The organism is Pseudomonas sp. BSw22131, assembly GCF_026810445.1.
Classification (GTDB): domain Bacteria; phylum Pseudomonadota; class Gammaproteobacteria; order Pseudomonadales; family Pseudomonadaceae; genus Aquipseudomonas; species Aquipseudomonas huanghezhanensis.
This window is the reverse complement of record NZ_CP113949.1, coordinates 3818489-3842795: the sequence shown is the minus strand read 5'-3', so window position 1 is coordinate 3842795 and position 24307 is coordinate 3818489. Positions and strand designations below refer to the sequence as shown.

19 protein-coding genes and 3 tRNA genes are annotated in these 24307 nt (G+C 56.8%); 16 read left to right on the top strand and 6 right to left on the bottom strand.

The window, feature by feature from the left end; genetic code table 11:
* Positions 1-66: 66 nt before the first annotated feature.
* The 6 genes from OYW20_RS17265 to OYW20_RS17240 all read left to right on the top strand — a co-directional run bounded on the left by OYW20_RS17265 (position 67) and on the right by OYW20_RS17240 (position 6195).
* Positions 67-1161 carry an ABC transporter ATP-binding protein gene (locus tag OYW20_RS17265; protein WP_268797151.1) on the top strand — a complete coding sequence of 365 codons (1095 nt, stop codon included), beginning with the start codon at positions 67-69 and terminating at the stop codon, positions 1159-1161.
* The gene (locus OYW20_RS17260; RefSeq protein WP_268797150.1) at positions 1161-2279 is read left to right on the top strand and encodes an ABC transporter ATP-binding protein; all 1119 of its coding nucleotides are present in this window, start codon (positions 1161-1163) and stop codon (positions 2277-2279) included. Before OYW20_RS17265 ends, OYW20_RS17260 begins: the two co-directional genes overlap by 1 nt.
* Entirely contained in the window at positions 2272-3138 is an 867-nt protein-coding gene (locus OYW20_RS17255) for a carbohydrate ABC transporter permease (protein WP_268797149.1), read from the top strand. Before OYW20_RS17260 ends, OYW20_RS17255 begins: the two co-directional genes overlap by 8 nt.
* A gap of 15 nt (positions 3139-3153) precedes the next feature.
* Positions 3154-3966 carry a carbohydrate ABC transporter permease gene (locus OYW20_RS17250; protein ID WP_268801170.1) on the top strand — a complete coding sequence of 271 codons (813 nt, stop codon included), beginning with the start codon at positions 3154-3156 and terminating at the stop codon, positions 3964-3966.
* A gap of 12 nt (positions 3967-3978) precedes the next feature.
* Positions 3979-4251 (top strand): DUF2160 domain-containing protein, encoded by a 273-nt coding sequence (locus OYW20_RS17245; RefSeq protein WP_268797148.1) that lies wholly within the window; start codon positions 3979-3981, stop codon positions 4249-4251.
* A gap of 174 nt (positions 4252-4425) precedes the next feature.
* Positions 4426-6195 carry an ABC transporter substrate-binding protein gene (locus OYW20_RS17240; protein ID WP_268797147.1) on the top strand — a complete coding sequence of 590 codons (1770 nt, stop codon included), beginning with the start codon at positions 4426-4428 and terminating at the stop codon, positions 6193-6195.
* Between the two features lie 170 nt (positions 6196-6365).
* Here OYW20_RS17240 and folD read toward each other — a convergent pair whose 3' ends face one another.
* Positions 6366-7220 (bottom strand): bifunctional methylenetetrahydrofolate dehydrogenase/methenyltetrahydrofolate cyclohydrolase FolD, encoded by an 855-nt coding sequence (gene folD, locus OYW20_RS17235; RefSeq protein ID WP_268797146.1) that lies wholly within the window; start codon positions 7218-7220, stop codon positions 6366-6368.
* Between the two features lie 308 nt (positions 7221-7528).
* Here folD and OYW20_RS17230 point away from each other — a divergent pair.
* The 9 genes from OYW20_RS17230 to OYW20_RS17190 all read left to right on the top strand — a co-directional run bounded on the left by OYW20_RS17230 (position 7529) and on the right by OYW20_RS17190 (position 16734).
* Positions 7529-7605: transfer RNA gene (locus OYW20_RS17230), tRNA-Arg, on the top strand.
* Positions 7606-7666: 61 nt separating this feature from the next.
* Positions 7667-7742, top strand: a tRNA-His gene (locus tag OYW20_RS17225).
* Positions 7743-7799: 57 nt separating this feature from the next.
* Positions 7800-7884 (top strand) — tRNA-Leu (locus OYW20_RS17220).
* A 297-nt stretch (positions 7885-8181) separates the two neighbouring features.
* The gene (tig, locus tag OYW20_RS17215) at positions 8182-9492 is read left to right on the top strand and encodes a trigger factor (RefSeq protein ID WP_268797145.1); all 1311 of its coding nucleotides are present in this window, start codon (positions 8182-8184) and stop codon (positions 9490-9492) included.
* Between the two features lie 90 nt (positions 9493-9582).
* Positions 9583-10224 (top strand): ATP-dependent Clp endopeptidase proteolytic subunit ClpP, encoded by a 642-nt coding sequence (gene clpP, locus OYW20_RS17210; protein WP_268797144.1) that lies wholly within the window; start codon positions 9583-9585, stop codon positions 10222-10224.
* Between the two features lie 114 nt (positions 10225-10338).
* Positions 10339-11622: an ATP-dependent Clp protease ATP-binding subunit ClpX gene (gene clpX, locus OYW20_RS17205; protein WP_268797143.1), complete on the top strand. Its 1284-nt coding sequence runs from the start codon at positions 10339-10341 to the stop codon at positions 11620-11622.
* A 191-nt stretch (positions 11623-11813) separates the two neighbouring features.
* Positions 11814-14210 carry an endopeptidase La gene (lon, locus tag OYW20_RS17200; protein ID WP_268797142.1) on the top strand — a complete coding sequence of 799 codons (2397 nt, stop codon included), beginning with the start codon at positions 11814-11816 and terminating at the stop codon, positions 14208-14210.
* 151 nt (positions 14211-14361) lie between these two features.
* The gene (locus OYW20_RS17195; RefSeq protein WP_096822334.1) at positions 14362-14634 is read left to right on the top strand and encodes an HU family DNA-binding protein; all 273 of its coding nucleotides are present in this window, start codon (positions 14362-14364) and stop codon (positions 14632-14634) included.
* A gap of 228 nt (positions 14635-14862) precedes the next feature.
* Positions 14863-16734, top strand: a complete 1872-nt coding sequence (locus OYW20_RS17190) for a SurA N-terminal domain-containing protein (protein WP_268797141.1) — start codon at positions 14863-14865, stop codon at positions 16732-16734.
* A 141-nt stretch (positions 16735-16875) separates the two neighbouring features.
* On the opposite strand, the gene OYW20_RS17185 is transcribed toward OYW20_RS17190, so the two are convergent.
* Positions 16876-18150: a DUF2254 domain-containing protein gene (locus tag OYW20_RS17185; protein ID WP_268797140.1), complete on the bottom strand. Its 1275-nt coding sequence runs from the start codon at positions 18148-18150 to the stop codon at positions 16876-16878.
* Between the two features lie 201 nt (positions 18151-18351).
* Between OYW20_RS17185 and nhaA the strand changes: the two genes are divergently transcribed.
* Positions 18352-19674: a Na+/H+ antiporter NhaA gene (gene nhaA, locus OYW20_RS17180; RefSeq protein WP_268801169.1), complete on the top strand. Its 1323-nt coding sequence runs from the start codon at positions 18352-18354 to the stop codon at positions 19672-19674.
* 112 nt (positions 19675-19786) lie between these two features.
* Here the strand turns inward: nhaA and fabI are convergent, their stop codons facing one another.
* The 4 genes from fabI to OYW20_RS17160 are packed head-to-tail and all read right to left on the bottom strand — an operon-like array spanning position 19787 to position 24307.
* Positions 19787-20581 (bottom strand): enoyl-ACP reductase FabI, encoded by a 795-nt coding sequence (gene fabI / locus OYW20_RS17175; RefSeq protein WP_268797139.1) that lies wholly within the window; start codon positions 20579-20581, stop codon positions 19787-19789.
* Positions 20582-20600: 19 nt separating this feature from the next.
* Positions 20601-22211, bottom strand: coding sequence for an ABC transporter ATP-binding protein (locus OYW20_RS17170; RefSeq protein WP_268797138.1), 1611 nt, complete (start codon positions 22209-22211; stop codon positions 20601-20603).
* A gap of 1 nt (position 22212) precedes the next feature.
* Positions 22213-23232 (bottom strand): ABC transporter permease, encoded by a 1020-nt coding sequence (locus OYW20_RS17165; protein WP_268797137.1) that lies wholly within the window; start codon positions 23230-23232, stop codon positions 22213-22215.
* Between the two features lies 1 nt (position 23233).
* On the bottom strand, positions 23234-24307 hold the full coding sequence (locus OYW20_RS17160) for a microcin C ABC transporter permease YejB (protein WP_268797136.1): 1074 nt from the start codon (positions 24305-24307) through the stop codon (positions 23234-23236).

Sequence of the window (24307 nt, the reverse complement as noted above, 5' to 3'; positions counted from 1 at the left end):
AACGTGCGACCAGAACAACAAGCACCAGTCTTCTAATAAGAATCAGAACAGACAAAAGGGCACGCCATGTCTCTCACGCTTGAGCACGTCAGCCGCGCAGTCGACGGTCAGATCTGGATCGATGATGCGTCGCTGAGCTTCGAACCTGGCTCATTCAACGTATTGCTGGGGCGCACCTTATCAGGCAAAACCAGCCTGATGCGCCTGATGGCCGGCCTGGACAAGCCAGACAGCGGCCGGGTACTGATGAATGGCAAAGATGTCACCAAAGTTGCCGTGCGCCATCGCAACGTTTCAATGGTGTATCAGCAGTTCATCAACTACCCGAGCATGACCGTTTTCGACAATATCGCCTCGCCACTGCGTCAGGCCGGTGTATCGAAAGAAGAAATCCAGAACAAGGTTCTGGAAACCGCGAAAATGCTGCGGATCGAAAAATTCCTCTCCCGTTATCCCCTGGAACTCTCCGGCGGCCAGCAGCAACGTACCGCCATGGCGCGGGCGCTGGTCAAGGACGCTGAGCTGATCCTGTTCGATGAGCCCCTGGTCAACCTGGACTACAAGCTGCGCGAAGAGCTGCGTCAGGAGATGCGCCTGTTGTTTGAAGCGCGCCACACCATCGCGATCTACGCCACCACCGAGCCGAACGAAGCGCTCGCCCTCGGTGGTACCACGACCATTCTTCACGAGGGCCGGGTGATCCAGAGCGGTCGCACGCCTGAGGTCTATCACCAGCCGAAAACCGTGCTCGCCGCCGAGCTGTTTTCAGAGCCGCCGATCAACCTGATGCCGGGCCGCATACAAGGCAACGAAGTCAGCTTCGCCAACTTTGCACACTTCCCGCTCAACGTTGATCTGCGCAATATCGGTGATGGCGACTACCGCTTTGGCGTGCGCCCGAGCCACCTGAGCCTGGTGCCGTCCAACGACGACGATCTGGAACTGGCGGTGACTGTGGAGCTGGCCGAGATCAGCGGTTCCGAAACATTCCTGCATGTGCGCAACGAGCATTTCTCGCTGGTGCTGCATTTGCCGGGCGTGCATGCGTACGACGTCGATGCGTCGATCCGCGTCTACATCCCGACGCATAAATTGTTTGTATTCGATCAGCAGGGCGGCCTGATTCAGGCGCCGGGCCTGCGCATGGCGAGGGTTGCCTGATGGCTGAGATCCGTTTGCAAAACCTCGCCCATAGTTACAGCGCCACGCCAAGCGGGCCTGAAGACTATGCGATCCGCGAGATGAGCCACATCTGGGAGCAGGGCGGCGCTTACGCGTTGCTTGGCCCGTCCGGCTGCGGCAAATCGACCCTGCTCAACATCATTTCCGGCCTGCTGAGCCCGTCGGAAGGCAAGGTGATGTTCGACAGCACAGTGGTCAACGACATGTCCCCCGAGCAGCGCAACATCGCCCAGGTTTTCCAGTTTCCGGTGGTGTACGACACCATGACGGTGTTCGACAACCTCGCGTTCCCGCTCCGCAACCAGGGCATGGATGAGAAAAAGGTAGCGGCCAAGGTTCACGAAATCGCCGACGTACTTGACCTGCAACCGCTGCTTAAAAAGAAAGCCAAGAACCTCACCGCCGACGAGAAACAGAAAGTCTCGATGGGCCGGGGTCTCGTGCGCGATGACGTATCAGCGATCCTGTTCGACGAACCGTTGACCGTTATTGACCCGCACCTGAAGTGGAAGCTGCGGCGCAAGCTCAAACAAATCCATGAGCAGTTCAACATCACCATGGTCTACGTCACCCACGACCAGCTTGAGGCTTCGACTTTTGCCGATAAGATCGCCGTGATGTTCGGCGGTCAGATCGTGCAGTTCGGCACGCCCCGCGAGCTGTTCGAAAAACCACGTCACACCTTCGTCGGCTACTTCATCGGCAGCCCCGGCATGAACCTGATCGAAGTCACCCCGCAACCGGGTGGCGTAGGGTTCGGTGACATTCACCTGCCGCTGTCCGAAGGTTTGCAGCAACGCCTGGCGTCGACTCAGTGGACCAGCCTCAAGGTCGGCATTCGCCCTGAGTTCGTGCATCTCTGGGACGGCCCGTACGACGACGCCATGTGCGCTGACGTGACTTACGTCGAAGACCTCGGCACCTACAAGATCATTACGCTGAAACTGGCGGGCCAGTTGCTCAAGGTCCGCATTCAGGAAGACAAACCGGTGCCGCAAGGTCAGGCATGGATCAGTTTTCCCGGCCAGTGGTTGATGCTGTACGCCGACGACTATCTGCTGGAAGCCAACCCGGCGAGTGAGGTGCCCCATGAGTAAGGTGCAGAACAACAAAGCCTGGTGGTTGGTAATGCCAGTGTTTCTGCTGGTGGCGTTCAGCGCCATCATCCCGATGATGACCGTGGTCAACTATTCGGTGCAGGACATTTTCGACCAGTCCAGCCGCTACTTCGTCGGTACCGACTGGTTCCGCCAAGTGTTGCAGGACCCGCGCCTGCACGATTCGCTGTTGCGTCAGTTCATCTATTCGGCGTGTGTGCTGTTGATCGAGATCCCGCTGGGTATCGGTATTGCGCTGTGTATGCCGACAAAAGGGCGCTGGTCTTCGCTGTGCCTGATCGTGATGACCATTCCGCTGCTGATTCCGTTTAACGTGGTCGGCACCATCTGGCAGATCTTTGGCCGTGGCGATATCGGCCTGATGGGCTGGTTTCTCAACAACGTGCTGGGCATCAGCTACAACTACGCCGCGAACGCTTCGGATGCCTGGGTAACGGTGCTGATCATTGACGTCTGGCACTGGACTTCACTGGTGGCGCTGCTCGCTTATTCCGGCCTGCGGGCTATTCCGGATGTGTATTACCAGGCCGCGCGCATTGATCGGGCGTCGAGCTGGGCGGTGTTCCGTCACATCCAGTTGCCGAAGATGAAGAGCGTGCTGTTGATCGCGGTGATGCTGCGGTTCATGGACAGTTTCATGATTTACACCGAGCCGTTCGTGCTCACCGGTGGCGGTCCGGGTAACTCGACGACGTTCCTCAGCCAGACCCTCACCACCATGGCCCTGGGGCAGTTTGACCTCGGTCCGGCGGCGGCTTTCTCGCTGGTGTATTTCCTGATCATTCTGTTGGTGTCGTGGGTGTTCTACACCGCCATGACCCACGGCGAAAAGAACTGAGGAGCGGCCATGAACATGCGCGCAAAAGTTTCTCTGAAAACAATCATCCCGTTGTGGATCTATCTGGTGTTCCTGCTGCTGCCGATTTACTGGCTGGTGAACATGTCGTTCAAGACCAACACCGAAATCCTCGGCGGTCTGACGCTGTTCCCGCAGGACTTCACACTGGCGAACTACAAGGTGATTTTCACCGATGAAAGCTGGTACAGCGGCTACATCAACTCGCTGTACTACGTTTGCCTGAATACCGTGATATCGCTGAGCGTGGCATTGCCTGCGGCTTATGCGTTTTCACGCTATCGTTTCCTCGGCGACAAGCACCTGTTCTTCTGGTTGCTGACCAACCGAATGGCGCCACCGGCGGTGTTCCTGCTTCCGTTTTTCCAGCTGTACTCCTCCATCGGGTTGTTCGACACTCACATCGCGGTCGCATTGGCACATTGCCTGTTCAACGTGCCGCTGGCGGTGTGGATTCTCGAAGGCTTCATGTCGGGCGTACCGAAAGAGATCGACGAAACGGCGTACATCGACGGTTACAGCTTTCCCAAGTTCTTCGGCAAGATCTTCATCCCGTTGATTGGCTCTGGCATCGGTGTGACAGCGTTCTTCTGCTTCATGTTCTCCTGGGTTGAACTGTTGTTGGCGCGCACGCTGACATCGGTTAACGCCAAGCCGATCGCGGCCGTGATGACGCGTACAGTGTCGGCTTCGGGTATTGATTGGGGGGTGCTGGCAGCGGCCGGGGTATTGACTATCCTGCCGGGGATGCTGGTGATCTGGTTCGTTCGCAATCACGTGGTCAAGGGCTTTGCTCTTGGTCGTGTCTGAGGAGTCGCTGATATGGAATGGATGGCCTGGACACTGCCCACCGCAATTTTCTTTGGCAGCATCGCCGCAATCCTGGTCGGTATGACCGCTTGGGAGTTGCGTTCGGCGAGCATTGAGCGGCGAGGTTTCTTGCCGATCTCCACCACCCGTGGCGATCGGTTGTTCATCGGATTATTGGGCAGCGCCTACCTGCATTTGCTGGTAATCGGCGCGACCGACTGGAGCATCTGGGTTGCATCGGGGTTGTCCCTGTTGTGGCTGTTGGTGGTAATGCGTTGGGGTTGAAGATTGAGTCGTAAGAGCGCCGCTCAACTGTAGGCGCGCGCTTGCCCGCGATAGAGGACTGTCGGTCGATACATTCTTCGCAGACAGATCGCCCTCGCGGGCAAGCGCGCTCCTGCATAGAGTCGCTAGAGGTTTGAAAGCGGGACTAAATAAGAAAAAACACTGGAGGTGTCTATGTTCAATAAGAAAAACAAGCTGCGACATAGTGTGACATTGGCGACCATGCTGACGCTCAGCGGGTTGAGCGTGTCGGCGTGGGCTGATCAATACGAAGACGCAGCGAAAAAATGGGTGGGCAGCGAGTTCAAGCCTTCGACACTCACTGCCGAACAGCAGCTGGAAGAGTTGAAGTGGTTCATCAAGGCGGCTGAGCCATTCCGCGGCATGGACATCAAAGTGGTGTCGGAAACCCTGACCACTCACGAGTACGAATCCAAAACCCTGGCCAAGGCGTTCACTGAAATCACCGGCATCAAGGTGACTCACGACCTGCTCCAGGAAGGCGACGTCATCGAGAAGCTGCAAACCGCGATGCAGTCCGACAAAAGTATCTATGACGGCTGGGTCAACGACTCTGACTTGATCGGTACGCACTTCCGCTATGGCAAGGCCGAATCGCTCACCGACATGATGGCCAACGAAGGCAAGAACTTCACCTCGCCAACCCTGGACCTGAAGGACTTCATCGGCACCTCGTTCACCACCGCGCCAGACGGCAAACTGTATCAACTGCCTGACCAGCAGTTCGCCAACCTGTACTGGTTCCGTGCTGACTGGTTCGACCGTCCTGACCTGAAAGAGAAGTTCAAGGCCAAGTACGGCTACGAGCTGGGCGTGCCAGTCAACTGGTCTGCCTATGAAGACATCGCCAAGTTCTTCAGCGAAGACGTCAAGGAGCTCGACGGCAAGAAAGTCTACGGCCACATGGACTACGGCAAAAAAGACCCATCCCTGGGCTGGCGCTTCACCGATGCCTGGTTCTCCATGGCGGGTAGCGGCGACAAGGGCTTGCCGAACGGCTTGCCAGTGGACGAGTGGGGCATCCGTGTAGAGGATTGCCATCCGGTCGGGTCAAGCATCACCCGTGGCGGCGACACCAACGGCCCGGCAGCTGTATTCGCCACTCAGAAATACATCGACTGGCTCAAAGCCTACGCGCCACCTGAAGCCGCTGGTATGACGTTCTCCGAGTCGGGCCCCGTGCCTTCGCAAGGTAACGTCGCTCAGCAAATCTTCTGGTACACCGCGTTCACGGCCGACATGACCAAACCGGGTCTGCCGGTGATGAATGCCGATGGCACGCCGAAGTGGCGGATGGCGCCGTCGCCTAAAGGTCCATACTGGAAAGAAGGCATGAAACTGGGCTATCAGGACGTGGGTTCGTGGACGTTCCTGAAAGCGACGCCTGAGAAGCAACGTCTGGCGGCGTGGTTGTACGCGCAATTCGTGACGTCGAAAACCGTATCGCTGAAGAAAACCATCGTGGGCCTGACGCCTATTCGTGAGTCGGACATCAACTCGAAAGAGATGACTGCGCTGGCGCCGAAACTCGGCGGTCTGGTGGAGTTCTATCGCAGCCCGGCACGTGTTCAGTGGTCGCCTACCGGTACTAACGTGCCTGACTATCCGAAGCTCGCTCAGTTGTGGTGGAGCCACGTGGCCGAGGCGGTTACCGGCGAGAAAACTGCGCAGGCAGCGCTCGACGGTCTGGCCAAGGATCAGGACGCGATCATGACCCGTATCGAGCGTTCGAAGGTTCAGGAAGCCAGCGGTTGTGCGCCGAAGATGAACCCGGAAACCTCGGCTGAAGAGTGGTACAAGAAAGCTGAAGCCAGCGGCGGCAAGTTCCTCGCGCCACAACGCAAGTTGGCCAACGAGAAGCCGAAGGGCGAAACCATCAACTACAACGAGCTGCTGAAAAGCTGGGAAAGCGCCAAGAAGTAGAGACCTGTAGGAGCGCGCTTGCCCCCGATAATGAGGGTGCATCTAACCGTTATGGCACCTGACACACCGCAATCGCAGGCAAGCGCGCTCCCACATCTTCACATCTGAGCAACCCATAAAAAACGGCACCCTGGGGTGCCGTTTTTTGCTTCTCTGATCAGTCAAGCCGATCAGCCGTGCAGCGTTTGCGCTGCGTAAAGCGTGTTTTCCAGCAGACAGGCGCGGGTCATCGGGCCTACGCCGCCCGGTACTGGAGTGATCCAGCCAGCGCGGGGCAGGGCAGTGTCATACACCACATCGCCTACCAGCTTGCCGTCATCCTGACGGTTGATACCCACGTCGATGACGATGGCGCCTTGCTTGATCCATTCGCCCTTCACAAGCCCGGGTTTGCCGGCGGCGACCACTACCAGGTCAGCACGACCGACATGCCCGGCCAGGTCCTGGGTAAAACGATGCGTCACGGTGACGGTGCAGCCCGCGAGCAGCAGTTCCATGGCCATAGGCCGGCCAACAATGTTGGATGCACCTACAACCACCGCATCTTTGCCGTACAAATCCACACCCGTGCTTTCCAGCAGCGTCATGATGCCTTTAGGCGTGCAAGGGCGCAGAAGAGGAATGCGCTGGGCCAGGCGACCGACGTTATAGGGGTGGAAACCGTCCACGTCTTTATCGGGGCGAATGCGTTCAAGCAGGCTTGAGGCATCGAGGTGTTCCGGCAGCGGCAATTGCAGCAGAATCCCGTCGATGGCGGCGTCGTCGTTCAGGCGATCGATGAGGTCCGTCAGCTCGGTCTGGGTGGTGGCGCTTGGCAGGTCGTAGGCCTGAGAGATGAACCCGACCTCCTCGCAGTCTTTGCGTTTGTGTGAGACGTAAACCTGAGAGGCGGGATCGCTGCCGACCAGGATCACCGCGAGGCCTGGCGTTCGCAGGCCCTGCTCGCGACGCTCGGCGACACGTTTGGCGATCTGCTGGCGCAGGTTGGCTGCGATCGCTTTGCCGTCTATTAGTTTTGCAGTCATTACGCGTGATTAACCATCGGAAGGGAGGAAAAAAGAGCGCGCATTCTCGCATGACATCGCGCACGGGCAAAGGCGGTTGGTCTGCATAATCCCCTAACCCCTTTAATTACCTGAATTTTTTGGAAAAAAGAGTTGACGACCTTTTAGACCGTCTATAAGATTCGTCGCACTTGTCGGGCACAGCCTAGCACTGAGTAGCCAGAGATGGCTTGCGAAGTCGGTAGGTTGATTAAGTCAGGTGGAGTTCAGATCGACTCAGCATGATTGAAAGCTCTTAATTTGTAGTCGCAAGAATGCAAATTAAATAAGCGCCCGTAGCTCAGCTGGATAGAGCATCCGCCTTCTAAGCGGATGGTCGCAGGTTCGAGTCCTGCCGGGTGCGCCATTAACGGCAGCTTTGGCACAAGTAGTGTTCTTTACGAATGCGCCGGTTACAACGCAATATGGTGGGCGTAGCTCAGTTGGTAGAGCACGGGATTGTGACTCCCGTTGTCGAGGGTTCGATCCCCTTCGTCCACCCCATATTCGAAGAAGGCGCCAGACTTATAATCTGGCGCCTTTGCTTTGACAGCTTCAAACGCGGATGTGGTGGAATTGGTAGACACACTGGATTTAGGTTCCAGCGCCGCAAGGTGTGAGAGTTCGAGTCTCTCCGTCCGCACCAGTAAAAACCTCGAGAGTTGCCCCGGCAGCCTCAAGGATTAAAGAAAGCCGCCTAGTGCGGCTTTTTTTATTTCAGGGCGACGTCCGGCCATAATCGCTTCCTTTTATATAGGGCGATTCATGCCCGAGCCAGAAGCCTCGCGACGACGATTGTTGTCCGCGGTACATCCCTTGAATCATTCCACCGTATTTACCCTCACTCAGTAGGGTGACTTCTTGAGTTTGACCCACTAGAATGCTTGCCCTTGATTCTGGGGTCGGAAACGGCCGGCTAACGTCTGTGCAACGAGGAATATCCATGCAAGTTTCTGTTGAAAACACTTCCACTCTTGAGCGCCGCATGACTATTGGCGTGCCAGCTGAGCGCATCGAGACCGAAGTCAACAAGCGTCTGCAGCAGACCGCACGTAAAGCCAAGATCCCGGGCTTTCGCCCAGGCAAAGTGCCAATGAGCGTGATCCGCCAGCGTTACGAAGACGGTGCTCGTCAAGACGCACTGGGCGACCTGATCCAGGCGACCTTCTACGAAGCAGTGGTAGAGCAAAAGCTGAACCCGGCTGGCGCTCCGTCGGTCGAGCCAAAATCCTTCGAAAAAGGCAAGGACCTGGAATACGTCGCAACATTCGAAGTATTCCCTGAGTTCACCGTTGCCGGTTTTGAATCCGTTGCTGTAGAGCGTCTGTCTGCCGATGTGGCTGACAGCGACCTCGACAACATGCTGGAAATCCTGCGCAAGCAGAACGTTCGCTTTGAAGCAGCCGACCGTGCCGCTCAGAACGAAGACCAGCTGATCATCGATTTCGTTGGCAAGGCTGACGGCGAAGAGTTCGCTGGCGGCTCCGCTACCGGCACTCAACTGGTGTTGGGTTCGGCCCGTATGATTCCTGGCTTCGAAGACGGCCTCGTTGGCGCCAAAGCCGGTGAAGAGCGCGTCCTGAACCTGACGTTCCCAGAGGACTACCAGAACCTGGACCTGGCTGGCAAAGCTGCCGAGTTCACCGTCACGGTCAACACTGTTTCCGAGCCTAAGCTGCCTGAATTGAACGAAGCATTCTTCAATCAGTTCGGCATCAAGGAAACCGGCATCGAAGGCTTCCGCACCGAAGTTCGCAAGAACATGGAGCGTGAGCTGCGTCAGGCGATCAAATCCAAGGTCAAAAATCAGGTAATGGACGGCTTGCTGGCCGCCAACCCGATCGAAGTGCCTAAAGCGCTTCTGGAAAACGAAGTGAACCGTCTGCGCGTGCAGGCCGTTCAGCAGTTTGGCGGCAACATCAAGCCAGATCAGCTGCCGGCCGAGCTGTTTGAAGAGCAAGCCAAGCGTCGTGTCGAGCTGGGCCTGATCGTTGCTGAAGTGGTCAAGCAGTTCGACCTCAAGCCAGACGAAGATCGCGTTCGCGAGCTGATCAAGGAAATGGCTTCCGCTTACCAGGAGCCGGAGCAGGTCGTATCGTGGTACTACAAGAACGAACAGCAGATGAACGAAGTGCGTTCGGTTGTGCTTGAAGAACAAGTTGTGGATACTGTTTTGCAGAAAGCGAGCGTGACCGATAAAGCGGTCTCGTACGAAGAAGCGGTCAAGCCGGTAGAAGCTCCACAAGCCGACTGATTTCTCCTCTCGTTCGAAAACACCATAAGCCAGCCTTCGCGCTGGCTTATGCGTATTCAAGACATGACTATTTGGGAGTGAATGCCGGACATGTCCCGCAATTCTTATATTCAGCAGAACTCTGACATCCAGGCCGCAGGCGGCCTGGTCCCGATGGTTATCGAGCAGTCCGCCCGTGGCGAACGCGCCTATGACATCTACTCGCGTCTCCTGAAGGAGAGGGTGATCTTTCTGGTTGGTCCGGTAGAAGACTACATGGCCAACCTGATCTCGGCGCAACTGCTGTTCCTTGAAGCGGAGAACCCGGACAAGGACATCCATCTTTACATCAACTCACCAGGTGGTTCGGTGACTGCTGGTATGGCGATCTACGACACCATGCAGTTCATCAAGCCGGACGTGTCGACCACATGCATGGGCCAGGCCTGCAGCATGGGTGCTTTCCTGCTGGCCGGCGGCGCACATGGCAAGCGTTTTGCGCTGCCTAACTCGCGCGTGATGATTCACCAGCCGTTGGGCGGCTTTCAGGGGCAGGCGTCGGACATCGACATCCATGCCAAAGAAATCCTGTTCATTCGCCAGCGCCTGAATGAATTGCTGGCTCACCATACGGGTCAGTCGCTGGAAACCATCGAGAAGGACACCAACCGTGACAACTTCATGAGCGCCGAACGCGCTGCTGAGTACGGTCTGGTTGATTCGGTTCTCGATAAGCGTCAAATGGTTAAATGACTGCTTGATAGGCAGTAATCCCAGGTGGCCGGAAATCCGCACCACCTGCGGACTTGAAAAAGCCCGCAATTGCCTTCATCTTGTGTTGCAAGCCTACCGGATTGGATCGATCGAATGACTGACACCCGCAACGGCGAGGACAACGGCAAACTGCTCTACTGCTCCTTCTGCGGCAAAAGCCAGCATGAAGTGCGCAAGTTGATTGCCGGCCCCTCGGTATTTATCTGTGACGAGTGCGTCGACCTGTGCAATGACATCATCCGAGAGGAGGTGCAAGAAGCCCAGGCGGAAAGCAGCGCGCATAAACTGCCATCGCCCAAAGAAATCAGCGGCATCCTTGACCAATACGTCATTGGGCAGGAGCGTGCCAAAAAGGTTCTCGCAGTAGCGGTCTACAACCACTACAAGCGTTTGAACCAGCGTGACAAGAAAAACGACGACGTTGAACTGGGCAAGAGCAACATTTTGCTGATTGGCCCTACAGGCTCCGGCAAAACCCTGCTGGCTGAAACTCTGGCCCGCTTGCTCAATGTACCGTTCACCATTGCTGACGCCACCACCCTGACCGAAGCAGGTTACGTGGGTGAGGACGTAGAAAACATCATCCAGAAACTGTTGCAGAAATGCGATTACGACGTAGAAAAGGCCCAGATGGGTATTGTCTACATCGATGAGATCGACAAGATCTCGCGCAAATCCGACAACCCTTCGATCACCCGGGATGTGTCCGGCGAAGGCGTACAGCAGGCTCTGCTGAAACTGATCGAGGGCACCGTGGCTTCCGTTCCTCCGCAAGGTGGTCGCAAGCATCCACAGCAGGAATTCCTGCAAGTGGACACGCGTAACATCCTGTTCATTTGCGGTGGTGCGTTTTCTGGCCTTGAAAAGGTTATTCAGGCGCGTTCTACCCGCGGTGGTATTGGTTTCAATGCCGAAGTGCGGAGCAAGGAAGAAGGCAAGAAGGTGGGCGAGTCCCTGCGTGAAGTCGAGCCTGACGATTTGGTCAAGTTCGGTTTGATCCCGGAATTCGTTGGCCGTCTGCCTGTATTGGCTACGCTGGATGAGCTTGACGAAGCTGCGCTGATGCAGATTCTGACCGAGCCCAAGAATGCGCTGACCAAGCAGTACGGCAAACTGTTCGAAATGGAAGGCGTGGACCTTGAGTTCCGCCCGGATGCGCTGAAATCGGTTGCCCGTCGTGCGCTTGAGCGCAAGACAGGTGCTCGCGGCCTGCGCTCCATCCTGGAAGGCGTCCTACTCGACACCATGTACGAGATCCCGTCGCAATCGGACGTGAGCAAGGTGGTGATCGACGAGAGCGTGATCGAGGGAACGTCCAAGCCGCTGTTAATCTACGAAAATAGCGAGCCGCCAGCAAAAGTTGCACCAGACGCTTAAGTCTCGGTGTGACAACGCCAGCGATGTGGCGATGATGTAAAACGCAAAGGGGCCTTTCTGGCCCCTTTTGCATTCAGGTGCTTTTGCATTTCCTCAAACCGATGCTTGTTTTTTTGGGTATCTACCCCCATCTTGATTTTCAGCTCATATCTATCTGTCCATGGCCTTATGGCCGCTGTAGAGGCGAAATCATGAAGACGACCATTGAATTGCCTCTTTTGCCGTTGCGCGATGTTGTTGTCTATCCGCATATGGTTATCCCACTGTTCGTGGGGCGCGAAAAGTCGATTGAGGCTCTGGAAGCCGCAATGACCGGCGACAAGCAAATCCTGTTGCTCGCGCAAAGAAATCCCGCAGACGATGATCCTGGTGAAGACGCTCTTTATAGCGTGGGTACTGTTGCAACGGTGTTGCAACTGTTGAAGCTTCCTGATGGCACCGTCAAAGTTCTGGTCGAAGGTGAGCAGCGCGGCTCCGTGGAGCGCTTCATCGAGATTGATGGGCACTGCCGTGCCGAGGTCGTGCTGATCGATGAAGTCGATGCGCCTGACCGTGAATCCGAAGTGTTCGTGCGCAGCTTGCTCGCTCAGTTTGAGCAATATGTACAGTTGGGCAAGAAAGTCCCTGCCGAGGTTTTGTCTTCGCTTAACAGCATCGATGAGCCAAGCCGTCTGGTCGACACCATGGCAGCGCACATGGCGCTGAAGATCGAGCAGAAGCAGGACATACTCGAAATTATTGATCTGTCTGCACGGGTCGAACACGTTTTGGCCCTGCTGGATGCCGAAATCGACCTGTTGCAGGTCGAGAAGCGCATTCGCGGTCGCGTGAAAAAGCAGATGGAACGCAGTCAGCGCGAGTACTACCTGAACGAGCAGATGAAGGCCATTCAGAAAGAACTTGGCGACGGCGATGAAGGCCACAATGAAATCGAAGAGCTGAAAAAGCGCATCGATGCCGCTGGCCTGCCAAAAGACGCACTGACCAAAGCAACTGCCGAGTTGAACAAGCTCAAGCAGATGTCGCCGATGTCGGCAGAAGCCACGGTCGTGCGGTCTTACATCGACTGGCTGGTTCAGGTGCCATGGAAAGCCCAAAGCAAGGTGCGTCTGGACCTTGCTCGCGCCGAAGACATTCTCGATGCCGATCACTACGGTCTGGACGAGGTCAAGGAGCGCATCCTTGAGTACCTCGCCGTGCAGAAGCGCGTGAAGAAGATTCGCGGTCCTGTGCTGTGCCTGGTGGGGCCGCCAGGTGTGGGTAAAACCTCTCTGGCGGAGTCGATCGCTAACGCCACTAACCGCAAATTCGTCCGCATGGCGTTGGGTGGTGTGCGTGACGAAGCGGAAATTCGCGGTCATCGCCGGACTTACATTGGTTCGATGCCAGGCCGTCTGATTCAGAAGATGACCAAGGTCGGCGTCCGTAATCCGCTGTTCCTGCTCGACGAGATCGACAAGATGGGCAGCGATATGCGCGGCGATCCTGCTTCTGCGCTGCTCGAAGTGCTTGATCCTGAGCAGAACCACAATTTCAACGATCACTATCTTGAAGTCGATTACGACCTCTCGGACGTGATGTTCTTGTGCACCGCCAACTCCATGAACATTCCAGCTGCACTGCTGGATCGCATGGAAGTCATTCGTTTGCCGGGTTACACCGAAGACGAAAAGATCAACATCGCGATCAAGTACCTTTCGCCCAAGCAGATTGCGGCAAACGGTCTGAAAAAAGGCGAGATCGAGTTTGATGTCGAGGCCATTCGCGACATTATCCGGTATTACACGCGTGAAGCCGGGGTGCGAAGCCTTGAGCGTCAGCTCGCCAAAGTCTGCCGCAAAGCGGTCAGAGAACACGCCCACGAGAAGCGTTTTTCGGTGAAGGTCACTGCAGAAATGCTCGAGAATTTCCTGGGCGTACGCAAATTCCGCTACGGATTGGCCGAGCAACAGGACCAGATTGGTCAGGTGACGGGCCTTGCATGGACTCAGGTAGGTGGTGAATTGCTGACCATCGAAGCCGCTGTGGTTCCGGGCAAAGGTCAGTTGATCAAAACCGGTTCACTGGGTGATGTCATGGTCGAATCGATCACTGCGGCGTTGACTGTTGTGCGCAGTCGGGCGAAAAGCCTGGGCATTCCTCTGGACTTCCATGAGAAGCGCGACACGCACATCCATATGCCAGAAGGGGCGACGCCCAAAGACGGTCCTAGCGCAGGCGTAGGCATGTGCACGGCGCTTGTTTCAGCGCTTACACAGATACCGGTGCGTGCAGACGTGGCAATGACCGGCGAAATCACCCTTCGCGGGCAGGTTCTGGCGATTGGCGGACTCAAGGAAAAACTGCTCGCCGCACACCGCGGTGGGATCAAAACAGTGATCATTCCCGAGGAAAACGTTCGCGATTTGAAAGAGATTCCTGACAACATCAAGCAGGACCTTCAGATCAAGCCCGTTAAATGGATTGACGAAGTCCTGCAAATTGCGCTGCAATACGCGCCGGAGCCCTTGCCGGATGTGGCTCCGGAGCTGGTTGCGAAGGATGAGAAACGCGAGTCTGACTCAAAGGAAAGAATTAGCACGCATTAGTCTGAGTGGCTTCCTTGACAGCTTTTTAGAGCCCTTGTTATAAAGCGGCTCTTCAAGCTCAGGCAGTCAATATAGCCGGGCCACTCAGCGTTCGTTTGGCCACACCAAAAAACTTAGAAAATACTCAAATATAGATATAAGGGGACTTAGAGTGAACAAGTCGGAACTGATTGATGCTATCGCTGCATCCGCTGATATCCCGAAAGCTGCTGCTGGCCGTGCGCTGGACGCAGTAATCGAGTCCGTCACTGGCGCTCTGAAGGCTGGCGACTCCGTTGTACTGGTTGGTTTTGGTACCTTCTCCGTGACGGATCGTCCTGCTCGCGTAGGTCGTAACCCTCAGACCGGTAAGACTCTGGAAATCGCTGCTGCCAAAAAGCCAGGTTTCAAAGCTGGTAAAGCGCTGAAAGAAGCTGTGAACTGAGTTTCATTTTTGCCTTTACCCAGCCAGAGCAGCCTGACGCTGTTCTGGTTGCGAAGCGGCAAGTGCGGTTGGTTGTAAGCTGGCCTGTCACCTCGGGGGACGCAAATTCGAACCCTGTCCGCTTCGCAAGTTACGAGAAGGCGCATCTTCGGATGCGCCTTTCTTCTATCCGGATTCTACCCACGCTCCGCGGTTGGTGAGTCAAACACAACCGTTTCTGGGGGACGCATGCTGCAGAATATCAGGGACAATTCACAAGGCTGGATTGCCAAAACCATTATCGGAGTGATCATTGCTCTGATGGCCCTGACGGGTTTCGATGCCATTTTCAGAGCGACCAGCCACAGTCAGGATGCCGCGAAGGTCAATGGCGAGGAAATCAGTCAGAACGAGTTGTCTCAGGCGGTTGACATGCAACGCCGGCAACTCGCGCAACAACTGGGCAAGGATTTCGATCCTGCGCTGCTCAATGATCAAATGCTCCGCGATTCGGCCCTCAAGGGTTTGATCGACCGCAAGTTGCTGCTGCAAGGTGCTGCTGATTCGAAGTTTGGCTTCTCTGAAGCCTCGCTTGATCAACAAATCCTGATGACCCCCGAATTCCAGGTGGACGGCAAGTTCAATGCCGACCGTTTTGATCAGGTGGTTCGTCAGCTGGGCTTCACCCGTCTGCAATTCCGCCAGATGCTTGGGCAGGAAATGCTGATCGGTCAGGTGCGTGCCGGGATCGCTGGCAGTGCATTCATCACGGATGCGCAAGTCGATGCTTTCGCCCGTCTTGAAAAACAGACGCGTGACTTCGCGACCCTGACGCTTCCAGCCGATGTATCCAGCGTTAAAGTCACCGACGACGAAATCAAGGCCCATTACGACGAGCATGCCAAGGAGTTTCTCAGCCCTGAGCAAGTCGTACTCGATTACATCGAGCTGAAGAAGTCCTCGTTCTTCGACAAAGTGTCGGTCAAGGATGAAGAGCTTCAGGTTGCTTACCAGAAGGACATCGCCAACCTGGCTGAGCAGCGTCGTGCGGCGCATATCCTCATCGAAGTCAACGACAAGATGAACGATGCCCAGGCCAAGGCGAAGGTTGAAGAGATTCAGCAGCGTCTGGCCAAAGGTGAAGATTTCGCGGCCCTGGCCAAGGAGTTCTCGCAGGATCCGGGTTCGTCAGCCAAAGGCGGTGATCTGGGTTACGCGGGCAAGGGTGTCTATGATCCGGCTTTCGAGGACGCACTGTACGCGTTGAACAAGGATCAGGTGTCGGCACCGGTTCGCAGTCAGTTTGGCTGGCACTTGATCAAGCTGCTGGGCGTCGAAGCGCCTTCAGTACCGACGTTTGCAAGCCTCAAGGACAAGCTGACCAACGACCTCAAGTCGCAACTGGTCGAGCAGAAGTTCGTGGAAGCCACCAAGCAACTGGAAGATTCGGCGTTCGAATCCTCCGATCTGGCGCAGCCTGCGCAGGATCTGGGTTTGAAAGTTCAGACCACTGCTCCGTTTGGTCGTGAAGGTGGCGAAGGCCTGACCGCCAACCGCGCAGTCATTCAGGCGGCATTCAGCCCCGAAGTGCTGGAAGAGGGTTCCAACAGTTCGGCGCTGGAACTCGACCCTGAGACTGTCGTGGTGGTACGTGCCAAGGAACACCGTCAGCCTGAGCAGTTGCCTCTTGCAACGGTCTCCAGCGCTATTCGTGCGCAATTGGCCAAGCAACACGCCAGTGAAGCGGTGAAAGCCAAAGGCGAGGCGCTTCTTGCAGGTTTGCGTGACGGCAAGACGCCGTTGGCAGACAAGCAGGCCGGCCAGAGCTGGAAGGTCGTTGAAGCGGCTTCACGCGGGCAGGAGGGTGTCGATCCTCAGGTCTTGCAGTCGGTGTTCCGTATGCCCAAGCCTGAAGGCCAGGACAAGCCTGTTTATGGCAACCTGACCGCCGCTGACGGCAGCTTCGTGATCGTGCGCCTCAACGGCGTCAATCAGGCAGCGGCGCCAACCGATGAAGAGAAAGCCCAGTACCGTCGCTTCCTCGCTTCCCGTGAAGGGCAGCAGGATTTCGCCGCATACCGTGCTCAGTTGCAGAATGCCGCGAAGATCGAGAAGTACTGATCGATCAAGCGGACATACAAAAAGCCCCGGCTCGTGAGAGACCGGGGCTTTTTCATGGGTGTCAGCCTGATGGCGGTTGCCCTGATTGCAAAGCGCTCAGCACACGCAGAGAGCAGTGCAAAATCGCGCTCCTCAAGCTTTTTATGAGCAAAGTGTCTTTGCCAATGAGCTAAGTTTATCCTTCTCTTGTTGCAGTGCGAGTGAAATATTGGCACGCATGATCAACAGCTCCGCGTGCCGTTTGCAGCTTTGATTGAAGAGCGCCGGGTTTATCTGCGCGAGGCTGAGGAGAGCCTTTAGCAGACGAAGGTTAACTTCAAGCAGGCCTGCGCCGTCCCTGCTGATTGGGGCGAAAAAATCGTCGAACAAATCATCAACCGTCAATCCTTTCAGGTACACCAGGTCGCAACCCGGGTTGTTGTTCGGCGTAGACGCGTGCGGTTTACCCCAGCAGGTCAAGGTTCTGACTCCCCGGCCAATGACGTCAATGGCAGTGCCTGGGTCGTTGACCGCCGGCGACAACGCGCGTGACGCAATCTCGGAGAGTACGGAAAGTCCAAAACGCGGGTCGTGTTCAAACGTTCTCCTGATACCTATGCTCAAGGTCGCCAGGATCTTCTCCTTGATAGCCTGGTCATCCTCATCCTTGCCGTTCAATGCAACAATACGCACGAGGGGCATGCCCAGATGCACAAAGCTCCCTGGAAGAATTTCTAGATAGATCTGGATCTGACACTCCTCGGCAACGATACCCAAGGCATGCACATCGATATGCTGGACGTAGCCAGTGTGTTGACTGGACAGGGTCCGCGCGCAAGGCGCGAGTACAAGATCATGCGGGTAAGCTGAGCCGCCCAGGTACGGCCACTGAACGCGTTGGTTGATAGCCTCTATCGCAGCTTTTTCGACCCGGTCGATGGTTTCTCCTACACGCCCGAGTTTGGACAGGTGATCGATCCAGCGCAGCAGGGTGTAAACAATCAGGATCACAACCACTATCGTCACCGCGAACAGCAAGACCCGACCCTGTGTTCCGTAGGCGCCGGTACTCAATGCAATGATGCCAACCAGGCTGAAGAGAAACGAACCGATAAAAGTGGCCAGTGCGTTCTGCGTCGTGGTGTCTTCCATGACGAGAGTGGTGGCACGAGGCGTCACTCCGCTGCTTGCGGCACCGTATGCCGTAACCATGGTGCTTAACGAGAAGGTTGTGACAGCGAGCATGCTGGAAGCAATGATCCCGAGGATCTTGTCCACTGCATCCGCGCCAATGAGCGCTGGCAATGTTTCCGGGATGAAGTCCTTGAAGATCACGGCGAGCAACGCCGTGGCTACACCAAGAATCGAGAACAGTGAGGCTCTGAACCAAAGCCGCTTGGTGAATTGATTCGCTATCCAACGCCAACGCGCGATCATGTGCATTACCTTAAATGGCTACGGCTGATGGAGTAATTGACAAGGTAGAAGTTTCATCGCGGCATGCTGGATTGCAGTTTGCATCTTATCGGCCAGCTACTTATGATCGCCGCGGGTGCGCTGCGGCATAAAGCACAGTGCAGGTTAAAGCTCAAGCGTTGGTCGGGCCGCCAACGGAGAGTAAATGTGTCTGATAAAAAAATGGCGTCCGCTTCCATTCCCCGTCCTCAGGTGTTGACCGAGCGCGCGCTGTCAGCGCTCGAACGGTTCTCTCACATCGAAGCCGTCAGCGGCATTGTCCTGCTTCTGGCTGCAATGATCGCCCTGATCTGGGCCAATAGCCCGTTTGCCGATTCCTACGAGCATTTCTGGAATACCCAGCTTACGTTGGGGTTGGGTGATTTCTCGGTTTCGCGTTCACTGCATTTTCTGGTCAACGACGGGCTGATGACGATCTTCTTTCTGGTCGTCGGCGCGGAGATTCGTCAGGAAATCAGGGACGGCGCGCTGGCAAATATGAGACTCGCCACCCTGCCGCTCGGCGCTGCGCTGGGCGGCGTCCTGATGCCAGCGATCATTTACACGCTGCTCAACCATGGTAGCGAGGCCAGTGCTGGCTGGGCTGTCCCGACCGCCACCGACATCGCATTCGCCGTTGGCGTCCTTGCCCTGTTGGGTAAGTCGATTCCAAGCGGTGTGCGCATTTTGCTGCTGGCTTTGGCCATCATTGATGACATCGTTGCGATCCTGATAATCGCGGTTTTCTACACGGTCAGTCTGGATTACCTCGGATTATTGGTCGTGGTTGGCGGACTTCTGTTGGTTCTGATCTTCCAGCGGATGGGGATCGGCAAGGCTTACGCCTACGTTTTACCCGGCGCGATTGTTTGGTTTGGCCTGTTGAAGACCGGAGTGCACCCTACACTCGCGGGTGTGATTTTGGGTCTTATGGCTCCAGTCAATTCCAAGCCTGCGGTTGAGCGCCCGCTGGACACGATCGGTCGTACTTTCCATGAATTGATGGAGCGTTTTTCCCAGACAGGCGATAACCCGCAAGCGGTTGCCAAACCCCTGAAGCAACTACGCCACGCCGAACGGGAGGTGCTGCCACCGGTACAACGCATACAAGTTGGCCTTCACCCTTGGGTCGCTTACGGTGTGATGCCGCTGTTCGCACTGGCTAATGCCGGGGTCAGTCTTGGGGGGGCCAACCTTGACGAGGCGGTTTCGCAAAGTGTCTTTGTGGGGATTATTCTGGCGCTGGTACTGGGCAAACCGCTTGGCGTGATTCTCGCAAGCCTGGCGTTGGTTAAACTCAATATCTGCACGCTGCCGGACGGCGTGACATGGAAAGGCGTTGTGCTGGTGGGGCTGCTGGCAGGTATTGGATTCACCATGTCCATTTTCATTGCCGCACTGGCGTTTTCTGATCCGGCTCTACTGTCGTCCGCAAAGCTCAGCGTACTGGCTGCGTCGACTATTGCAGCGATGATTGGATTGATCTGGGGCAAGGTTAAATTTTGAAGGGGCCAAACATACAAAACGCCCGATGCAGTGCATCGGGCGTTTTAAGGCTCAAACAGATGTAAACCTGTTTAGGGCCAGGAAGCGATGGAAGGTATTACCCTCCATCACATCACTCTTCGAGATTGCCCATTGCGGTGGTGTTGAAGCCGCCGTCAACGTACATGATCTCGCCGCTGATGCCCGAAGCCAGATCGGAGCACAGGAATGCACCGGCATTGCCGACTTCGTCGATGGTGACGTTGCGACGCAGAGGTGTCTGCGCTTCGTTGGCTGCCAGCATTTTGCGGAAGTTCTTGATGCCGGAGGCCGCGAGGGTGCGGATCGGGCCGGCGGAAACGGCGTTGACGCGAGTACCGTCCGGGCCGAGGCTGCCTGCCAGGTAACGTACGCCCGCTTCCAGGCTGGCTTTTGCCATGCCCATCACGTTGTAGTTCGGCATGGTGCGTTCTGCACCCAGGTAAGACAGGGTCAACAGGCTGCCATTGCGGCCTTTCATCATCTCGCGACCGGCTTTGGCCAGTGCCACGAAGCTGTAGGCGCTGATGTCGTGAGCGATGCGGAAGCCTTCACGGGTGGTGGCTTCGGTGAAGTCGCCGTCCAGTTGATCGCCTGGTGCAAAGCCGACCGAGTGAACGATCACGTCCAGGCCGTCCCACTTTTTGCTCAGCTCTTCGAAGACTTTGGCGATTTCTTCGTCGCTGGCGACGTCGCAAGGGAAGCACAGCTCAGGGTTGGAGCCCCAGCCCTGCGCGAACTCTTCGACGCGGCCTTTGAGTTTTTCATTCTGGTAGGTGAAGGCAAGCTCAGCGCCCTCGCGATGCATGGCGGCGGCGATGCCGGATGCGATGGACAGTTTGCTTGCGACACCGACGATCAGGACGCGCTTACCGGCGAGAAAACCCATGTGTTGTTCCTCTATCAGGTTAATCGACAGCTGCCGGCGCCAAAAAGGCGGCTTCCAGCAGCTGCTGTGTATAAGGATGTTGCGGTGCGGCGAAGATATCTTGCGCTGCACCCTGTTCGACCACTTGGCCTTGCTTGACCACCATCAGTTGGTGGCTCAGCGCTTTGACTACCGCCAGATCATGGCTGATAAACAAATACGTCAAATTGTACTTGGCTTGCAGTGAACGCAGCAGCTCCACCACTTGGCGCTGAACGGTGCGGTCGAGCGCGGAAGTCGGCTCGTCCAGCAAAATCAGCGCCGGTTTTAACACTAATGCCCGTGCGATGGCGATTCTTTGCCGCTGCCCCCCGGAAAACTCATGTGGATAGCGGTGTCGGGCGTCCGGATCCAGCCCGACCTCCTTGAGCGCTTCGACCACCGCCGATTCCTGCTCCACCGCCGTGCCCATCTTGTGGATGCGCAGGCCTTCGCCAACGATGTCGCAGACCGACATGCGCGGGCTCAGGCTGCCAAACGGGTCTTGAAACACCACCTGCATCTGTCGCCGTAGCGGGCGGACCTGCTGCTGCGTCAGGGAGTCTAGCGGTTTGCCCTGAAAGCGTATGTCACCGTCGCTACCGATCAGCCGGAGAATCGCCAGACCCAGTGTCGACTTGCCAGAACCGCTCTCACCCACGATGCCAAGGGTTTGACCCTTTGGCAGGCTGAAGTGAATGCCATCCACCGCTTTGACGTGATCGACGGTGCGTTTGAAAAAGCCCTTCTTGATCGGAAACCAGACTTTCAGGTTTTCAACCTCCAGCATGGGCGCGCCCGGAAGGTTATCTGCAGGGCCGCCCGTAGGCTCGGCGCTGAGCAATTCCCGGGTGTAAGGATGCTGTGGTGAACGGAACAGCTCTTCGCACGATGCCTGTTCGACGATGCAACCGCGCTGCATGACACATACTCGGTTGGCTATTTGTCGAACCACGTTCAAATCGTGGCTGATCAACAGCAATGCCATCCCCAGGCGGCGTTGTAATTCCTTGAGCAGTTCGAGGATTTTCAGCTGCACGGTGACGTCCAGCGCGGTGGTCGGCTCATCCGCAATCAGCAGTTCGGGCTCGTTGGCCAGCGCCATGGCGATCATCACCCGTTGCCGTTGCCCGCCAGAGAGCTCGTGAGGCAATGCTTTAAGGCGCTTTCGCGGCTCGGGGATGCCAACCATGTCGAGCAACTCCAGCGTGCGCTCAGTGGCTGCCTTGCCCGTCAGGCCTTTGTGCAGGCCGAGCACTTCGTTGATCTGCTTTTCGACCGATTGCAGCGGATTCAGCGAGGTCATCGGCTCCTGAAAGATCATCGCGATGCGATTGCCACGAATCGCCCGCAAGCGTTTTTCGCTTGCGGTCAGCATGTCGTGGCCGGCGTAACGAATCGTGCCCGTCGGATGAGAGGCCAGCGGGTAGGGCAGCAGGCGCAGGATCGAGTGCGCGGTGACGGATTTTCCCGAACCGCTCTCGCCAACCAGCGCCAGGGTCTCGCCCTTGCGAATGTCGAAGCTGATGCCCTCGACCACGCGCTGCGTTTTGTCACCGCTGACGAACTCGACGGACAGGTCACGGATTTCGATCAGATTGTCCTGCTTCATCTCATTTCCTTGGGTCGAACGCATCGCGAGCGGATTCACCGATGAACACCAGCAGGCTGAGCATCAGCGCCAGTACAGCGAAAGCACTGATGCCCAGCCAGGGCGCTTGCAGATTGGATTTGCCTTGCGCGACCAGTTCGCCCAGCGAGGGCGATCCGGCGGGCAGGCCGAAGCCCAGGAAGTCCAGCGCAGTCAGGGTGCCGATCGCGCCAGTGAGAATGAACGGCATGAAGGTCATGGTCGAAACCATGGCGTTGGGCAGAATGTGGCGGAACATGATTGCGCCGTTTTGCATGCCCAGAGCCCTCGCTGCGCGCACGTATTCCAGGTTACGCCCGCGCAGAAACTCGGCCCGGACCACGTCCACCAGGCTCATCCACGAGAACAGCAGCATGATGCCCAGCAGCCACCAGAAGTTGGGCTGCACGAAGCTCGCGAGGATGATCAGCAGATACAGCACCGGCAGGCCTGACCATATCTCCAGAAAGCGCTGGCCAACCAGGTCTACCCAGCCGCCGTAGAACCCCTGTAGCGCGCCAGCGATCACACCGATGATCGAGCTCAGCACGGTCAGCGTCAGTGCAAAAAGTACCGAGACCCGGAAGCCATAAATCACCCGCGCCAGTACGTCGCGGCCCTGATCGTCAGTGCCCAGCAGATTTTCCCGGGACGGCGGGGCCGGGGCCGGGACTTTCAGGTCGTAGTTGATGCTCTGGTAGCTGAAGGGGATCGGCGCCCACAACGTCCAGCCGCCTTTGGCCGCCAGCAGCTCCTTGATGTAAGGGCTTTTGTAGTTGGCTTCCAGCGGGAATTCGCCGCCGAAGGTGGTTTCCGGGTAGCGCTCTATCACTGGGAAATACCACTGGCCGTCGTAGCGCACGGCGAGCGGTTTGTCGTTGGCGATCAATTCGGCGCCCAGGCTCAGGCCGAACAGAATGAGGAACAGCCACAACGACCACCAGCCACGTTTATTGGCTTTGAAGCGTGCGAAGCGGCGTCGATTGAGAGGGGACAACGTCATATCAATGATCCCTGCTTTCGAAGTCGATACGCGGGTCAACCAGCGTGTAGGTCAGGTCGCCGATCAGCTTCACAACCAACCCCAGCAGGGTGAAGATGAATAGCGTGCCGAACACCACCGGATAATCGCGGTTGATCGCGGCTTCAAAGCTCATCAGGCCCAGGCCGTCGAGGGAGAAGATCACTTCGACCAGCAAAGAACCGGTGAAAAAGATACCAATGAACGCCGACGGGAAGCCTGCAATGACCAGCAGCATGGCGTTGCGGAATACATGCCCGTAGAGCACGCGATGCTGTGAAAGGCCCTTGGCTTTGGCGGTAATCACGTACTGCTTGCCGATCTCGTCCAGAAAGCTGTTCTTGGTCAGCAGGGTCATGGTGGCGAAGTTGCCGATCACCAGGGCGGTGACGGGCAACGCGAGGTGCCAGAAATAATCGCCGATCTTGCCCAGCCAGCTCATTTGGTCAAAGTTGTTGGAGGTCAGGCCGCGCAGCGGGAACCAGTCCAGATAACTGCCGCCCGCGAACACCACGATCAGCAGGATCGCAAACAGGAACGCCGGAATGGCGTAGCCCACGATGATGGCCGAACTGGTCCAGACGTCGAAATGGCTGCCGTGTCGTGTGGCTTTGGCGATGCCCAGCGGGATCGACACCAGGTACATGATCAGCGTGCTCCACAACCCTAGGGAAATGGAGACCGGCATCTTCTCGACGATCAGGTCGATGACCTTGGCGTCACGGAAGAAACTGTCGCCAAAATCCAGTTGGGCGTAGTTCTTGATCATGATCCACAGGCGTTCCGGCGCCGACTTGTCGAAGCCATACATGTGTTCGATTTCTTTGACCAGGCTCGGGTCCAGGCCTTGCGCGCCCCGGTAAGTCGAGCCCGCGACCGCCACTTCCGCGCCGCCCCCGGCGATCCGGCTGGTGGCACCCTCGAAGCCTTCGAGCTTGGCAATCATCTGCTCGACCGGACCGCCCGGCGCGGCCTGGATGATCACGAAGTTGATGAGCAGAATGCCGAACAGCGTCGGAATGATCAGCAGCAAGCGCCGAAAAATATAGGCCAGCAT

What these genes read in the sequence shown, in the direction of transcription:
- OYW20_RS17265 (WP_268797151.1), top strand. Translation starts at nt 67, where the DNA reads ATGTCTCTCACGCTTGAGCACGTCAGCCGCGCAGTCGACGGTCAGATC.
- OYW20_RS17260 (WP_268797150.1), top strand. Translation starts at nt 1,161, where the DNA reads ATGGCTGAGATCCGTTTGCAAAACCTCGCCCATAGTTACAGCGCCACG.
- OYW20_RS17255 (WP_268797149.1), top strand. Translation starts at nt 2,272, where the DNA reads ATGAGTAAGGTGCAGAACAACAAAGCCTGGTGGTTGGTAATGCCAGTG.
- OYW20_RS17250 (WP_268801170.1), top strand. Translation starts at nt 3,154, where the DNA reads ATGCGCGCAAAAGTTTCTCTGAAAACAATCATCCCGTTGTGGATCTAT.
- OYW20_RS17245 (WP_268797148.1), top strand. Translation starts at nt 3,979, where the DNA reads ATGGAATGGATGGCCTGGACACTGCCCACCGCAATTTTCTTTGGCAGC.
- OYW20_RS17240 (WP_268797147.1), top strand. Translation starts at nt 4,426, where the DNA reads ATGTTCAATAAGAAAAACAAGCTGCGACATAGTGTGACATTGGCGACC.
- folD (WP_268797146.1), bottom strand. Translation starts at nt 7,220, where the DNA reads ATGACTGCAAAACTAATAGACGGCAAAGCGATCGCAGCCAACCTGCGC.
- tig (WP_268797145.1), top strand. Translation starts at nt 8,182, where the DNA reads ATGCAAGTTTCTGTTGAAAACACTTCCACTCTTGAGCGCCGCATGACT.
- clpP (WP_268797144.1), top strand. Translation starts at nt 9,583, where the DNA reads ATGTCCCGCAATTCTTATATTCAGCAGAACTCTGACATCCAGGCCGCA.
- clpX (WP_268797143.1), top strand. Translation starts at nt 10,339, where the DNA reads ATGACTGACACCCGCAACGGCGAGGACAACGGCAAACTGCTCTACTGC.
- lon (WP_268797142.1), top strand. Translation starts at nt 11,814, where the DNA reads ATGAAGACGACCATTGAATTGCCTCTTTTGCCGTTGCGCGATGTTGTT.
- OYW20_RS17190 (WP_268797141.1), top strand. Translation starts at nt 14,863, where the DNA reads ATGCTGCAGAATATCAGGGACAATTCACAAGGCTGGATTGCCAAAACC.
- OYW20_RS17185 (WP_268797140.1), bottom strand. Translation starts at nt 18,150, where the DNA reads ATGATCGCGCGTTGGCGTTGGATAGCGAATCAATTCACCAAGCGGCTT.
- nhaA (WP_268801169.1), top strand. Translation starts at nt 18,352, where the DNA reads ATGGCGTCCGCTTCCATTCCCCGTCCTCAGGTGTTGACCGAGCGCGCG.
- fabI (WP_268797139.1), bottom strand. Translation starts at nt 20,581, where the DNA reads ATGGGTTTTCTCGCCGGTAAGCGCGTCCTGATCGTCGGTGTCGCAAGC.
- OYW20_RS17170 (WP_268797138.1), bottom strand. Translation starts at nt 22,211, where the DNA reads ATGAAGCAGGACAATCTGATCGAAATCCGTGACCTGTCCGTCGAGTTC.
- OYW20_RS17165 (WP_268797137.1), bottom strand. Translation starts at nt 23,232, where the DNA reads ATGACGTTGTCCCCTCTCAATCGACGCCGCTTCGCACGCTTCAAAGCC.
- OYW20_RS17160 (WP_268797136.1), bottom strand. Translation starts at nt 24,307, where the DNA reads ATGCTGGCCTATATTTTTCGGCGCTTGCTGCTGATCATTCCGACGCTG.